Here is a 13,661-nt window from a genome sequence, read left to right as displayed (position 1 = left end):
GTCGTTGTGACTCAAGTCCAGACACTGGAGCGGAATGACATGGAGGCAGTCAGCAAGGCGTGGAGCCATGTGCGCGGCAACCTGCGCCGTTCCGCGGGCCAGCGCCTGTTCGACCAGTGGCTGAAGCCGGTGGTGCTGATTCAGGGCTCGACCGACGAAGCCGTGCGTCTGGGCCTGCCTTCGGCGTTCATGACCCAGTGGGTGAAGAATCACTATTCCGAGCGGCTGCTGCTCGAATTCCGCGCGGTGCTGCCCGACGTGACCAGCGTCACGATCGAGACGATGGCCGACGAGCCCAAGCAGGTGCTCACGGCCGAGCCCGCGATCGCGCCGGTGGCGGCGCCCGGTGAGCGTCCGGCGTTCGATCCGCGTTTCAGCTTCGAGCGATTCGTCGTCGATTCGACCAATCGGGTGGCGTTCAACGCGGCAAAAGCCGTGGCGCAACCGGGCATGCCGCAATTCAGCCCGCTCTATCTCCATTCGGGCACCGGCCAGGGCAAGACGCACCTGATGCATGCGCTCGGCCATGCGTTCCTCGACGCCAATCCGGAAGCGACCGCGATCTACGTGACCGCCGAGCGCTTCATGTTCGAATTCGTCCAGGCGCTGCGCAACAAGGACACGCACGCATTCAAGACGCGGCTGCGTTCGGTCGACCTGCTGATGATCGACGATCTCCAGTTCATCGGCGGCAAGGATGCGACGCAGGAAGAGTTCTTCCACACCGTCAACGAGTTCATGTCGTCGGGGAAGCGGCTGGTGATCGCCGCCGATCGCGCGCCGCAGGCGCTCGAGGGCTTCGAGCCGCGGCTCGCGGGACGGCTCGGCTCGGGGCTGGTGGCGGACATCAAGCCTGCCGAGCTGGAGCTGCGCCGCGCGATCGTGGCGCGCAAGCTCGAGGATATGCCTGCGGTCGACATGCCCGACGAGGTGATCGACCTGCTGGCGGCGCGAATCACGTCGAACGTCCGCGAGCTCGAAGGCGCGCTCAATCGATTGCTGGCTTACGCCAACCTCTCGAATGAGACGATCACGATCGACTTCGCAGTGACCACGCTGGGCGAAGTGCTGCGCAGCGCGCAAAGACGCATCACGATCGACGAGATCCAGCGCGCGGTATCGAGCCATTTCGAGGTCAAGCAGATCGACTTGATTTCGGAGCGCCGCGCCGTGGCGATCGCGCGCCCGCGCCAGATCGCGATGTATCTCGCGAAGCGTCTCACCACGCGTTCGCTTCCCGAGATCGGACGGAAATTCGGCAATCGCGACCACTCGACCGTGATCCACGCGGTCAGGCGGATCGAGGAGTTGCGCGGCAAGGATGTCGAGATCGACGGCGCGGTCCGCGCGCTGATGCGCTCGCTGGAAGGCTGAGCGGCTTTGCCGCATGAAGGCTGAGCGCAAACCCGTTTCCGTCTCTCACGGGAGGCGGCTTCCCACCCTCGGGTGGGGGCGGGGTGGAGGAGACGAGAGCGGGGCAAACGCTATGGTCACGCCTCCACCCCGATTGTCCCGCCTCACGGGATGATCCGGAAGAAATAACTGTAGCTGCGCTGGGCGCCGCCGACCGCCACTCGATCGATCGTCACGTCGTAATAGATGTTGGGCTGGAGCCCGCTCACCGCGAACTGGATGTTGTTGGGCAGGCCATAGCCCAAGGTGTCGTACGACACGCGCGAGACCGTCAGCGTGGCCCCGCCACGCTGACGGACGGTGATCGCGGCGTTCGAGAAATCGACATTGTTGTTGGCCCATTTGTTGGTCTTGTTCGAGATCACGCCGAAGGACAGCAAGGCGCGCGCGTCGAACAGGCGCGCGGGATAGTCCTCGAAGGGCCAGGCGACGAAATCGGGTAGCGTGCCACTCGGCCCCGCGGCGCCGGCGGTGTTGAATACCTTCATCGCCGCAGCGTCGGCGCGGGTGCTGGTGGCATGGGCGCCGGCGACGCGGCCATAAGCGATCGAGCCGAGGAACGGATCGAGCAGCCAGCGGCGATGCCCGACATTCTCGGCGATGATGTTGTTCACTTCGGTCAGCCAGCCGGCGATGACTTGCTCATCGCTGATCAGGCTGAGCCCGGCGCCCATGCCGCCATAGAGATTGCTCGATCCCGAGGCGTCGGCGCCGGCGGCGGTGTAGCAGCGCCAGCTCGTCGGCGGCGTGTGGCTGAGCTGGCCGTTGGCGGCCTGCATCAGCGCGGATTGCTGGGTGCCCGGCTCGTCGGTGGGCGAATAGGTGGCGGGCGGCAGGCGGTGGAGCGCGCGCACGGCGTTGAGGGTCTGCAGGACCTGTTGAGTGACTGCAGGCTTGAGCAGCCCGGGCTGGCACCCGGCGATGTCGGGCGCGGTGGTGTAGAGCGCGGCGGCCGCGGTGAAGAAGTCCCCCGGGGCGGGTGTCGGCGTGGGGAAAGGGACTGGAGTCGGCGTGGGCGTCGGGCCCGGCGTGTCGATCGGGGGCGGGACGATCGTGCCGCCCCCATCGCTTCCCCCGCCGCCGCACCCGGCGAGGGCAAGAAGGGGAATCAACAGGATAGTCAGTTGTTTACGCATGACACGCCCTCGCGCAGTAGCGCTTCAGCGCGCTCCCCGGCGCAGAGGTAACGCCGGATCGGGCGTTACGTTTCCCTCAAGGCCGGTCAGCAGCCCTTGCCGGCCTTACGCGCGGCCCAGGCAATGGCGCCGTCGACCAGCGCGAGGTGCGTGGGATCGGACCAGCTTTCGGGTTTGTGGCCGAGCGCCGAATAGAAGATCCGCGCTTTGCCTTCGCAACGCCACCAGACCATGGCGTGATGATCGCCCATGGTATGTTTGGGCTCGAGCCGCATGCCGTGCTCGTCGAGCCGGGCGAGGATGTGGGCGTCGGCGCGGGGCGGGGCATCCCAGCCATAATATTCCTCGGTCCAGCTCCAGCGGGCGGGCAGATGGCGCGTGGCGGGATGGTTGCGGTCCTCGACGATCAAATTGCCCGTCTGGAACTGGTCCGCGCCGCCGGGATGGCCGGTATATTTGCCGCCGATGCCGATCATCGCCTGATACCAGTCGGGATGACTGCCGTCGCCGGCGGCGTGCAGGCCGACAAAGCCGTGGCCGGCGGCGATCCATGCCTGGAACGCGGCGCGCTGATCGGGCGTGAAGAGATCGCCGGTGGCGCTGGCAAAGACCACCGCATCGAACTTCGCGAGCTGGGCCGGGTTGAAGACCGCGGCATTTTCGGTCGCATAGGCGCTCCAGCCGCGCGCGCGGACGCGCTTCTCGACAGCGGCGACCGCGGCGGGAATCGAATCGTGGCGGTAGCTGTTGGTCTTGCTGAAGATCAGGATCGCCGGGCGTTTGAGCGCCGGGAGCCGCGGCGCGACCTTGTCCAATGTCGGATTGGGAAGATTGGGGTTTGGCGCGGTCTGGGGGACGGCCGCGAGCAGCGCCGTGAGCGCGACGATCGACTTGAGCATCTGTCTCTCCCTTTTTCGTCTCCCCACGGGCGCGGGGGTGACGGCTTTATGGTTAAACCTGCAATCCCACTGCTTCCTGCGCCGTTTTCAGCGTCGGGGCGGCGAGGGCATTGGCGCGGGCGGCACCCTTGGCGAGCTGCGCACCCACGGCGGCGCGATCATCGAGCAGGCGCGTGAGGCGATCGCGCACCGGCGCGAGCACCGACACTGCGAGATCCGCGAGCGCGGGCTTGAACGCGCCGAAGCCCTGGCCGGCGAATTCCTGGACCACCGATTGCGGCTCACGTCCGGCGAGCGCGGCATAGATCGTCACGAGGTTCTTCGCCTCGGGGCGCTCGGCCAGGCCGTCGAAGCTGTCGGGAAGGGGTTCCGGATCGGTCTTCGCCTTGCGGATCTTCGACGCGATCGTGTCGTCATCGTCGATCAGGTTGATCCGGCTCATGTCCGAGGGATCGGACTTGGACATCTTGGCGCTGCCGTCGCGCAGGCTCATGATCCGCGGCGCGGCCTTGCTGATCAGCGGCTCGGGCAGCGGGAAGAGATCAACATTGAAATCGGTGTTGAACTTGGTGGCGATGTCGCGGGCAAGCTCGAGATGCTGCTTCTGGTCCTCGCCGACGGGCACGTGCGTCGCCTTGTAGACGAGCACGTCGGCGGCCTGGAGCACGGGATAAGTGAACAGCCCGACGCTGGCGCCTTCGCGATTCTTGCCGGCCTTGTCCTTCCACTGGGTCATGCGGTTGAGCCAGCCCATCCGTGCTGTACCCTGCAGGATCCAGCAGAGCTCGGCATGCGCGGGGACACGGGCCTGGTTGAACAGGATCGCGCGATCGTCGATGCCCGAGGCCATCAGGGTAGCAGCCATCTCGATCGTCGAATTGGCGAGCTCCTGCGGGCTCACATTGCCGGTGAGCGCGTGGAGGTCCGCCAGGAAGAACAGGCACTCTCCCTGATCCTGCATCGCCACCCATTGCCGGATCGCCCCGAGATAGTTTCCGAGGTGGAGATTGCCGGTGGTCTGGATGCCGGAAACGACGCGCATGTTCACTCCTTGGGTGCCGCCTGGGCTTTGCGGCGGATCAGGGCCTTGATGTCGCTCAGGCGATACGCCCGCGTGACGAAGCAGGCGACGACATAGATCGCCCCGCCCGCGCCGACCAGCACGCTCAGCGCCGCGAAGCGCATCCAGATGCTGCCGGTGAGATACGGGTCGAGCACCCGCTCGCCCGCGAACAACACCGCTCCCATCAGGATCGCGGCGAGCGCGAGGCGGGGGATGCGGCGCCTCAATTGCGCGTCGGCGGCGAAATGGCCGCGCTTGCCGAGCGTGCGATAGAGCATCCAGACATTGACGGTCGACGCGATCGCAGTGGCGAGCGGCGGGCCGACATGCTTGATGAGCGGAATCAGCGCGAGGTTGAGCGCGAGGTTCACGCCGACCGAGATGGTGGCGAAGCGCATCGGGGTGCGCGTGTCCTCGCGGGCGAAGAAGCCTGGAGTGAGAACCTTGACCAGCACATAAGAGGGCAGGCCGATGGAGAAGGCCGAAAGCGCCCAGGCCGAGCGCATCGTATCCTCGGCAGTGAACTGGCCATGCTGGAAGAGGCCGCGTACGATCGGCTCGGCCGCGACGACGAAGGCGATGGTCGCGGGGAGCGTGAGGAACAGCGCCAGCTCGATGCCGCGATTCTGCGTTTCCATCGCTTCCGCCTCGCGCCCGGCGCCGAGCAGGCGCGAGATGGTGGGGAGCAGGATCGTGCCGAGCCCGATGCCGATCATCCCGAGCGGCAGCTGGTTCAGCCGATCGGCATAATAGATGTACGAGATCGAGCCCTCGGCGAGCAGGGCGCCGGCGAGCGCGGTCGAGACGATCAAATTGATCTGCACCGCCCCCGCGCCGGCGGCCGCGGGGAGGATGAGCTTCATCAGGCGGCGAATCTCGGGATCGAGCTGCGGCCGGCGGGGACGGAGCGAGACGCCGGCGGCGCGGCAGGCGATCCACAGCCAGAGCAATTGGAGCAGTCCGCCGACCGGCACTGCGATCGCCTGTGCCCTCGCAGTCTGCTCCGGGGTGCCGTGGAAGAACAGCAAAGCCGAGACCATTGCGATGTTGAGCAGGATCGGCGCGGCGGCGTTGACCCAGAATTTCTCGAGCGAATTGAGGATTCCGCCGAGCAGCGAGGCGAGGCTGATCAGCATCAGATAGGGGATGGTGATCCGCGACAATTCGACTGCGAAGGCGAATTGCTCGTGCGTCGGATGCTGCTTCGAGAAGCCCCCGGCCAGGCCCCAGGTGAGCGGCCAGGCGGCGGCGAGCATCACCGCGGTCATCACGGCGAGGAAGACGAACAGCACCGCGAGCGCCTGCTCGGCAAAAGCCAGCGCGGGGGCCAGCTCGCCATTGTTCTCGCCGACCTTGCGGTTGAACATCGGGATGAAGGCGGAAGCGAACGCTCCTTCGGCGAAGAAGGCGCGGAACATGTTGGGCAGGCGGAAGGCGACGAGGAACGCGTCCGACGCGAAGCTCGCGCCGACGAAAGTCGCCTGGAGCGAATCGCGGACGAGCGCCAGCACGCGGCTGGCCAAGGTGAGCCCGCCGATCGAGCCGAGGCTGCGGGCGAGCTTCATGGGCGGCCGCGGTGGCGGGGAGCAGGCATGGTGCGCGTTACCCCCCGCCCAGGCGTCAGGCGTTGCCTGCGATCTCGCCCTGCGCGACGTCGCCGGCCTGGGCGCGCTGCTGCAGGTAGATGCCGGTGAAGTCGATCGGCTCGAGCATCAGCGGCGGGAAGCCGCCGTCGCGCACGGCATCGGCGATCACGCGGCGTGCGAAGGGGAACAGGATGCGCGGCGCTTCGCCGAGCAGGAACGGTTCCATCTGCTCCTGCGGCACGTTTCGGATCGCGAACAGGCCGGCATAGGAAAGGTCGACCACGAATGCGGTCTGGTCCTCGGACTGCGCCTTGACGTCGATCTTGAGCACCACTTCATAGACGTCCTCGCCGACCTGGCCCGAACCGATGTTGAATTGGACGTCGATGGAGGGCGCGGTCTGCGACTGATAGACTTGCGGCGCGTTCGGATTCTCGAACGAGAAGTCCTTTACGTACTGCGACAGCACACCCGCGACGGGCGCCGTATCGGCCCCATTGGCTGCGGGCTCGCCGAACTCGGCGATCGTGTCGTTCTCTGCCATCGAAGATTCCTCTGTTTGCCGGAAAGTTTCACGCGCGTGGCGCGTTGTACAGCCAGCGCGCCTAGCAGGGGCGCGAAGGCAGTTCAATCGGGCCGCGTTCGGTCGAGATTTGTAACCCGCGACGCGAAGGCCTATGTACTGTCACAATGAGGTCGGAGGCCCAGTGTCACTTTTCTACGTAATCCTGTTCGCGATGATCGCCGGCTTTCTGGCGCTCCGGCTCTATTCTGTGCTCGGCAAACGCACCGGGCATGAGCAGGCGCTGACCAAGCCGGCCGAGGAGCGCGTCGGCGCGCCGCAGATGCCGCGCACCATCGACGTTACGCCCGAAGTTCGCGAAACTGCCGGCCGCCCGATTGAGGCCGGTGCCGAGACCGGGCTGCGCGCAGTCGTCTCCGCCGATTCGAGCTTCGACGTCGCCCAATTTGTCGAGGGCGCGAAATCGGCCTATCGGATGATCCTCGAGGCTTTCTGGAAGGGCGACGAAGAGACGCTCGGCTGGCTGGTCGAGGACGAGATTCGCGGCGGATTCGCCGAGGCGATCGCCGAGCGCAAGGCCGCGGGCCATGTGCTCGACAACCGGTTGGTCGTGATCGAACGCGCAGTGATTTCCGACGCGGCGGTCGAAGGCAAGACCGCGCGAATCACGGTACGCTTCGATGCGGACATCGCTGCGGTTACACGCGATCAGGAAGGCAATGTCGTCGCCGGCTCGCTCACCGACGCCGTCGAGACGCACGACGTCTGGACCTTCGCGCGGAACCTCCGCAGCGACGATCCCAACTGGAAGCTCGTCGAAACCGACGAAGCATAAGAGGGCCGAAAATATGCGTCTGTGGGGGGCAGTCGCGCTTGCGGCTCTGTTGAGCGCCTGTTCGGGCGGAATCGTGCCGCCCGAGGCGGGCCCGGGCCGGGCACCGGCTCCGGCTCCGGCGCGTGAGCCTTCGCGGCCGAGCAGCCTTCCCGAAACGCCTGTCCATCTGCCCGCGCGGCAGCCGACTCCGGCTACTCCGCTCGCTGCGATGCCAGCGCTCGCGGCACCGGCGAGCGCCGCCACGGCTGCGGCCTCCGGCGTTGTCGCGGGGCCGGCGCTGAGCACGCTGCCGATGACGCAAGAGAGCGCCGAACGCGCGCTCACCGCCTATCGGCTCAGCTGTTCGGCGCTCCAGCGGCGCACCGACGCCACCGGGCTGACTCAAGGGGCCGACTGGGCCGAATCCTGCCGCGCCGCCGCGACCTGGCCGGCCCGCGACGCGCGCGCCTTCTTCGTCCGCTATTTCGAGACGGTGCAGATAGGCGACGGCAAGGCCTTCGCCACCGGCTATTACGAGCCCGAGATCCATGGCTGCCGCGAGCGGCGGCCGGGCTGCGAAGTGCCTATCTACGGAATCCCGAGCGACCTGATCGATGTCGATCTCGGGCTCTTCTCGGACGATCTGAAGGGCAAGAAGATCCGCGGGCGCGTCGAGGGCAAGAATTTCGTGCCTTATTACGACCGGACCGCGATCGAGGAAGGCAGGCTGCAGGGCCGCGCGCCGGTGATCGCTTATGCCAATGATCCGGTCGAGATCTTCTTCCTCCAGGTCCAGGGCTCGGGACGGCTGCGGCTGCCCGACGGCGGCGTGATGCGGATCGGCTATGCCGGGCAGAATGGCCGCGATTACACGGGCATCGGCAAGTTGATGCGCGATCGGGGACTGCTCGGCCCGGGTCAGGCTTCGATGCAGGGCATCATGGGTTATCTGCGTGAACATCCTGAAGAAGGCCGCGCGATCATGCGCGAGAACAAGAGCTTCGTCTTCTTCAAGGAACTGACCGGCGCGGGGCCGCTGGGTGCGATGGGGCTACCGGTGACCGGTTGGACCAGCGCGGCGGTCGATCCGAAATTCGTGCCGCTCGGCGCGCCGGCCTTCCTGTCGATGGACCGCACCGACGCCACCGGATTGTGGGTGGCGCAGGACACCGGCGGCGCGATCAAGGGCGCCAATCGCTTCGACACTTTCTGGGGCGCGGGCGACGATGCGCGCGCGATCGCCGGGGGCATGTCGGCGCGCGGGACGGCGTGGCTGCTGCTGCCCAAGGGTGTGCTCGCGCGGCTGACCGCGGCAACGCCGATCGCGCCGTGAAACGGACGCTGGCGCCCGAGGAAGCGGCGCTGTGGAAACGCGTGATCGCGACGGTGACGCCGCTCAAGGCGGCGAAGGCTCCCGTACCGGCGAAGGCGGCCCCTTCTGCTCCCCTCCCTGTCAAGGGAGGGGCTGGGGGTGGGTCCGCCGAAGGGGCGGGCTCGACGCCCGTTCCTTCGGCTTTGCTGCGCGCCGCGAAGGAGTCTTCCAGGCGCGCAGACGCGCGCACCCACCCCCGGCCCCTCCCTGCAAGCAGGGAAGGGAGCACCAACACTCTCGACGGTTCGTGGGATCGCCGCCTCTCGCGTGGACTCATTTCGCCCGAATCCAGCATCGACTTGCACGGGCATAATCTCGCTTCGGCCTATGACCGGCTCGATGGCGGGATCGATCAGGCGATCCGGCGGGGCGACCGGGTGCTGCTGTTGATCACCGGCAAGCCGCCGCGGCCCGAATCCGAACGGCCGCATGCGCGCGGGGCGATCCGTGCGGCAGTTGGGGACTGGCTGGCATCGTCGCGGCATGCCGATCGGATCGCCGCGGTGCGCGCCGCGCATCCTCGCCACGGCGGCAGCGGCGCGCTCTACATCATACTCCGCCGGCCCAAGGCGCCGCCGCCACGAAATTCTTAACTTATGTCTGCAAGGGTGCTCCCCGGGGTATATAACGGGGGTTGAGCGGCCGAAGTGGAAGGGTTTTCGCTAAAGAGCCGGGCGATCGCATTTGCGATGTGCGCCGGGGCGGTGGCGTTCATCCTTGCCGTGGCCGCCGCGTCGGAAGGCGTCATCACGGTCGAATCGGCCGGTCGTGCACTGATCGCCGCGATCATCTGCGGCGTGATGTGCTGGGCCTCGGCCGAGCGCAGCATCGCCTCGACCGCGGGCGCGATCGACGCAGCGATCGAGCGTCTGGCAGCCGCCGCCAATGGCGATCTCCAGAGCAAAATACCCGAGGAAGTCGAACGCTGTGTACCGCCGCTGGCCAAGGCGATGGACGGGCTGTTTCACCAGCTCCACGAGAATCTCGAAAGCGTCCAGCGGCTCGCCATGTTCGATCCGGTGACCGCGCTCGCCAACCGCACCAACTTCCGCCGCACCGCCGAGCGGATGCTCGCCGAGCTGCCGCAGGGCGAGAATGCGGTGCTCTATTTCATCGATCTCGATCGCTTCAAGGCGGTCAACGACACGTTGGGCCATGCGACCGGTGACATGCTGCTGGCCATGGTCGCCAATCGGCTGCGCGCCGTGGGCGATCGGTTCGCTGCCGAGGGCGCGATCCGGGCGCCGCTGATCGGCCGGCTGGCGGGCGACGAGTTCACGATGTTCTTCCCCGAAATCGGCAGCCTGCGCGATGCCGACCGGATCGGGCGCGGCGTGCTGTTCGCGCTCTCGGAACCATTCGACCTGGCCGATCAGGAGATTTCTATCGGCGCCTCGATCGGCGTGGCGATGCGTCCCGATCACGGGACGACCCTGCACGATCTGATGCGTGCGGCCGATGCGGCGATGTATCACGCCAAGTCGCTAGGCCGCGGGCGAGTCGAGCATTTCACCGAGTTCCTCGCCGCGCAGATCGCCGACCGGACGCAACTCGAGAGCGATTTGCGCGCCGCGATCGACAAGGATCAGTTCACGCTCGTCTTCCAGCCGCAGGTGAGCGCCGCCGACGGGCGGATCGTCGGTGCCGAGGCTTTGCTGCGCTGGCGGCATCCCGACGGGCTAAAGTTGCCGGGCGCGTTCATCCAGCGCGCCGAGGAGACCGGACTGATCGTCGAGATCGGCGAATGGGTGGTCACCAATGTCGCCGAGACGATCTCGCGCTGGGGCAAGCTCGGCATCGAGCAGCGGCTGGCGGTCAACATCAGCCAGCGCCAGATCGATCATGCCGAGTTCTTCCGGCGGCTGCGCGCGGCGATGCACGCGGCGCGCGCGCCCGCCAGCCTGCTCGAGCTCGAGATCACCGAGACGCTCGCGATGCATTGCTCGAGCGAAGTGCTCGATGCGATCGCAGCGCTTCGCGCTGACGGGGCCAGCGTCGCGATCGACGATTTCGGCACCGGCTATTCGAACCTCGCGCGGCTGCGGCAATTGCCGGTCGACCGGGTCAAGCTCGATCGCAGCCTGATCGAATATGTCGCCGAACAGCCCGAGGCGCGGACGATCGCGCAGGCAGTGATCGGCCTCGTCCACGGCCTCGGCTGCGAAGCGGTGGCCGAGGGGATCGAGAGCGAGGCGCAGGCCGCGGTGCTGCGCGTGATCGGCTGCGACGTCCTGCAAGGCTATGCCGTGGCGACGCCGATGCCCGAGGAAGCGTTCCTCGCCTGGGTCCGCGACGTCGAGCCGCGGCGGATAGCGGGTTAGGCGTCCACCCGCCGCAAGATTTCCTCGTACACGTCCGCAAGCGCGACCAGATCGGCGATCGCCACGGCTTCGTCGAGCTTGTGCATCGTCGCATTGAGCAGGCCGAACTCGACCACCGGGCATAGCTTGACCAGGTAGCGTGCGTCCGAAGTGCCGCCGCTGGTCGACAGTTCGGGGGTGACGCCGAGCTTGGCCTCGATCGCGCCGGCGACGAGCGTCGAAAGTTCGCCGGGCTGCGTGAGGAAGGCCTCGCCATAGACGGTGCCCTTGACCTGCGCACCGGGTGCGTGGCGCTGCACGATTTCATCGATGCGAGCGATCAAAGCGGGCCCGTTCTGCATGTCGTTGAAGCGAATCGAGAGTCGCGCCCGCGCATTGCCGGGGATGACATTGGTCGCGGGGTTGCCGGTGTGGATGTCGGTGATTTCGATGTTCGAGGCCTGGAACCAGTCATTGCCCGAATCGAGCGTGATCGCGTCGATCTCGGCGAGCGCGGTGATCAGCCGGGGGATCGGATTGTCGGAGAGATGGGGATAAGCGACATGGCCCTGACGCCCGGGCACGTCGATCCAGATGACGGTCGAGCCGCGCCGGCCGATCTTGATCGTGTCGCCGAGTCGCTGGGCGGAAGTGGGCTCGCCGACGAGGCAGAGATCGGGTTTCACGCCGCGCTCGGCCATGCGCTCGATCAGCCGGGGGGTGCCGAAGGTGGCCGGCCCCTCCTCGTCGCCGGTGATGATCAGGCTTAGCTTCCTGTTCGCGGAGACGCGGGCGGCGGCGGCGACGACGAAAGCGGCGATCGCGCCCTTCATGTCGACTGCACCGCGGCCGTAGAGCAGCCCGCCGCGGACTTCGGGGACGAAGGCATCGCCGGTCCAGCCGGGCCCGGCGGGGACGACGTCGAGATGTCCGGCAAAGGCGAAGTGCGGGCCGGTGTCGCCGCGGGTGGCGAGGAGGTTCTCGACCGGGCCGTCGGGCGCCTCGCCCTCGACGAAGCGCTCCACCGCGAAACCCAGCGGGACCAAAGCCGCCTCGAGCACGTCGAAGACGGCGCCGCGGGCCGGGGTGACACTCTCGGCGGCAATCAGCGCCTTGGTGAGTTCGATGACGTCGGGCAAAAGGCTCTCCAAATCCAGTGGAGGTGGCATTGCCCAAGCTCGATCTCGATACAATCCCGCAGACCAATGCGACCGGCTATCCGAAACCATATTCGGACGTCGTGCAGGGGCGCTGGTACCGGCGACTGGCACCGGCGAGCGGGATCAGCGATTTCGGTTTCAGCCATGTCACGCTGAAGCCCGGCGCCTGGTCGTCGCAGCGGCACTGGCACGAGGGCGAGGACGAGTTCGTCGTGATGCTGAGCGGCGAGGCGGTACTGGTCGACGATGGGGGCGAGACGATAATGCGCCCCGGCGACGTCGCGGCGTTCCCCAAGGGCGACGGCAACGGCCATGTCCTGCAGAACCGCAGCGATATGGATTGCGTATTCATCGCGGTCGGTCGGCCGGCCGAAACCGACTGCCATTATCCCGACATCGACATGCACCTGGCCGCGGGGGAAGGGTTTCGACGCAAGGATGGCGGAACCCTGTAGTTTTCCATAACGCGCGATTCAGCGGAGCTTCATGGATGCCCTTTATCATGGCCGCATGCGTTGGATGCTCCTCTTGTCCGTGGTCGCGCTGAGCGTCGCCGACGTGGCGGCCTTTTCGGGCCGGCATCTCGTTGGCATCGGCCATATTGCGCGAGATCAGATCGAGAGCATCCGCAACCGGGCCGACGAATATACCCGCATCCCGGTCTGACGCCGTCAGCCGCTCGCCGGCTTCTCGAACTGCTCGATCACCCAATCTTCTTCCTGCGCCGCCGCGATCCAGTCCTGCATGAAGGGATGCTGGAGCACCGCGAGCATATAGCTCTGCGCGAAGCGGGGGACGGGGAGCGAATAGGTCACGATCCGCGTCACCACCGGCGCGAACATGATGTCGACTGCGCCGAACGCGCCGAACAGGAAATCGCCGTCGCCGCCGAAGCGGGCACGGGCCTGCGCCCATAATTCCATGATCCGGCCCAATTCGTCGATCACGTCGGGATCGGGCGTGCTCGGGGGATAGACCTGGCGGATGTTCATGCCGTGCTTGCGGCGGAGCGACGCGAAGCCCGAATGCATCTCGGCCGCCATCGAGCGCGCCATCGCGCGCGCGACCGGATCCTCGGGCCAGAATTTGGTGCCGCCGGTCTTGTCGTTGAGATATTCGACGATCGCGAGGCTGTCCCACACCACTGCCTCGCCGTCCCACAGGATCGGCACCTTGCCCGAGGACGGCGCGAACTCGTCGCCCTGGCGGCGCTTGTCCCAATCCGAGTCGTAGAGCGGCACCACCACCTCTTCGAACGGCAGCCCGGACTGCTTGCAGGCGAGCCAGCCGCGGAGCGACCAGGATGAATAGGCCTTGTTGCCGATGATGAGCTTCATGGGCAGGCGGGATAGCGGCGTGACCGAGCCGGGGCAATGGACACGCTTGAACAACTAG

General features: G+C 66.8%; 14 protein-coding genes. 7 read left to right on the top strand and 7 right to left on the bottom strand.

The genetic code is table 11. The features are described from left to right. Positions 1-39 precede the first annotated feature (39 nt). Positions 40-1,374 (top strand): chromosomal replication initiator protein DnaA, encoded by a 1,335-nt coding sequence (gene dnaA, locus BR78_RS0109765; protein WP_029724297.1) that lies wholly within the window; start codon positions 40-42, stop codon positions 1,372-1,374. A 143-nt stretch (positions 1,375-1,517) separates the two neighbouring features. Here dnaA and BR78_RS0109760 read toward each other — a convergent pair whose 3' ends face one another. The 5 genes from BR78_RS0109760 to secB all read right to left on the bottom strand — a co-directional run bounded on the left by BR78_RS0109760 (position 1,518) and on the right by secB (position 6,641). Next, on the bottom strand, positions 1,518-2,549 hold the full coding sequence (locus BR78_RS0109760; protein ID WP_051683282.1) for a CAP domain-containing protein: 1,032 nt from the start codon (positions 2,547-2,549) through the stop codon (positions 1,518-1,520). Between the two features lie 86 nt (positions 2,550-2,635). After that, positions 2,636-3,448, bottom strand: a complete 813-nt coding sequence (locus tag BR78_RS0109755; RefSeq protein ID WP_029936354.1) for a ThuA domain-containing protein — start codon at positions 3,446-3,448, stop codon at positions 2,636-2,638. 52 nt (positions 3,449-3,500) lie between these two features. After that, the gene (trpS, locus tag BR78_RS0109750; protein ID WP_029936353.1) at positions 3,501-4,490 is read right to left on the bottom strand and encodes a tryptophan--tRNA ligase; all 990 of its coding nucleotides are present in this window, start codon (positions 4,488-4,490) and stop codon (positions 3,501-3,503) included. Positions 4,491-4,492: 2 nt separating this feature from the next. After that, positions 4,493-6,076 carry a murein biosynthesis integral membrane protein MurJ gene (murJ, locus tag BR78_RS0109745; RefSeq protein ID WP_029936352.1) on the bottom strand — a complete coding sequence of 528 codons (1,584 nt, stop codon included), beginning with the start codon at positions 6,074-6,076 and terminating at the stop codon, positions 4,493-4,495. 55 nt (positions 6,077-6,131) lie between these two features. After that, on the bottom strand, positions 6,132-6,641 hold the full coding sequence (secB, locus tag BR78_RS0109740) for a protein-export chaperone SecB (RefSeq protein ID WP_029724292.1): 510 nt from the start codon (positions 6,639-6,641) through the stop codon (positions 6,132-6,134). Positions 6,642-6,834: 193 nt separating this feature from the next. Here secB and BR78_RS0109735 point away from each other — a divergent pair, with 193 nt between their 5' ends. Genes BR78_RS0109735 through BR78_RS0109720 form a run of 4 tightly spaced genes read left to right on the top strand, consistent with a single transcriptional unit; the run spans position 6,835 to position 11,127 of the window. Continuing rightward, positions 6,835-7,455, top strand: coding sequence for a Tim44/TimA family putative adaptor protein (locus BR78_RS0109735; RefSeq protein ID WP_029724291.1), 621 nt, complete (start codon positions 6,835-6,837; stop codon positions 7,453-7,455). Between the two features lie 13 nt (positions 7,456-7,468). Next, positions 7,469-8,767, top strand: coding sequence for a murein transglycosylase A (gene mltA / locus BR78_RS0109730; protein ID WP_049811659.1), 1,299 nt, complete (start codon positions 7,469-7,471; stop codon positions 8,765-8,767). A gap of 44 nt (positions 8,768-8,811) precedes the next feature. Further along, positions 8,812-9,399 (top strand): Smr/MutS family protein, encoded by a 588-nt coding sequence (locus BR78_RS0109725; RefSeq protein WP_029936351.1) that lies wholly within the window; start codon positions 8,812-8,814, stop codon positions 9,397-9,399. A gap of 54 nt (positions 9,400-9,453) precedes the next feature. Continuing rightward, a complete protein-coding gene (locus BR78_RS0109720) occupies positions 9,454-11,127 on the top strand; it encodes a putative bifunctional diguanylate cyclase/phosphodiesterase (RefSeq protein ID WP_029724288.1) in 1,674 nt (557 codons plus the stop codon). Here BR78_RS0109720 and dapE read toward each other — a convergent pair. Continuing rightward, positions 11,124-12,275 (bottom strand): succinyl-diaminopimelate desuccinylase, encoded by a 1,152-nt coding sequence (gene dapE, locus BR78_RS0109715; RefSeq protein WP_051683281.1) that lies wholly within the window; start codon positions 12,273-12,275, stop codon positions 11,124-11,126. The two genes, BR78_RS0109720 and dapE, sit on opposite strands and share 4 nt — an antisense overlap. On the opposite strand from dapE, the gene BR78_RS0109710 reads away from it, so the two are divergent. Next, entirely contained in the window at positions 12,275-12,721 is a 447-nt protein-coding gene (locus BR78_RS0109710) for a cupin domain-containing protein (protein WP_029724286.1), read from the top strand. The two genes, dapE and BR78_RS0109710, sit on opposite strands and share 1 nt — an antisense overlap. A gap of 55 nt (positions 12,722-12,776) precedes the next feature. Further along, on the top strand, positions 12,777-12,932 hold the full coding sequence (locus BR78_RS0109705) for a hypothetical protein (protein ID WP_231478228.1): 156 nt from the start codon (positions 12,777-12,779) through the stop codon (positions 12,930-12,932). Positions 12,933-12,937: 5 nt separating this feature from the next. On the opposite strand, the gene BR78_RS0109700 is transcribed toward BR78_RS0109705, so the two are convergent. Further along, positions 12,938-13,603 (bottom strand): glutathione S-transferase family protein, encoded by a 666-nt coding sequence (locus BR78_RS0109700; RefSeq protein ID WP_029724284.1) that lies wholly within the window; start codon positions 13,601-13,603, stop codon positions 12,938-12,940. Positions 13,604-13,661: the final 58 nt, after the last annotated feature.

Source organism: Sphingomonas sp. UNC305MFCol5.2, from assembly GCF_000712135.1.
Classification (GTDB): Bacteria; Pseudomonadota; Alphaproteobacteria; order Sphingomonadales; family Sphingomonadaceae; genus Sphingomonas.
The sequence above is the reverse complement of the archived record's forward strand: the minus strand, read 5'-3'. Positions and strand labels throughout refer to the sequence as shown.

What these genes read in the sequence shown, in the direction of transcription:
- murJ (WP_029936352.1), bottom strand. Translation starts at nt 6,076, where the DNA reads ATGAAGCTCGCCCGCAGCCTCGGCTCGATCGGCGGGCTCACCTTGGCC.
- BR78_RS0109755 (WP_029936354.1), bottom strand. Translation starts at nt 3,448, where the DNA reads ATGCTCAAGTCGATCGTCGCGCTCACGGCGCTGCTCGCGGCCGTCCCC.
- BR78_RS0109700 (WP_029724284.1), bottom strand. Translation starts at nt 13,603, where the DNA reads ATGAAGCTCATCATCGGCAACAAGGCCTATTCATCCTGGTCGCTCCGC.
- BR78_RS0109760 (WP_051683282.1), bottom strand. Translation starts at nt 2,549, where the DNA reads ATGCGTAAACAACTGACTATCCTGTTGATTCCCCTTCTTGCCCTCGCC.
- dapE (WP_051683281.1), bottom strand. Translation starts at nt 12,275, where the DNA reads ATGCCACCTCCACTGGATTTGGAGAGCCTTTTGCCCGACGTCATCGAA.
- trpS (WP_029936353.1), bottom strand. Translation starts at nt 4,490, where the DNA reads ATGCGCGTCGTTTCCGGCATCCAGACCACCGGCAATCTCCACCTCGGA.
- dnaA (WP_029724297.1), top strand. Translation starts at nt 40, where the DNA reads ATGGAGGCAGTCAGCAAGGCGTGGAGCCATGTGCGCGGCAACCTGCGC.
- secB (WP_029724292.1), bottom strand. Translation starts at nt 6,641, where the DNA reads ATGGCAGAGAACGACACGATCGCCGAGTTCGGCGAGCCCGCAGCCAAT.
- BR78_RS0109735 (WP_029724291.1), top strand. Translation starts at nt 6,835, where the DNA reads ATGATCGCCGGCTTTCTGGCGCTCCGGCTCTATTCTGTGCTCGGCAAA.
- mltA (WP_049811659.1), top strand. Translation starts at nt 7,469, where the DNA reads ATGCGTCTGTGGGGGGCAGTCGCGCTTGCGGCTCTGTTGAGCGCCTGT.
- BR78_RS0109705 (WP_231478228.1), top strand. Translation starts at nt 12,777, where the DNA reads ATGCGTTGGATGCTCCTCTTGTCCGTGGTCGCGCTGAGCGTCGCCGAC.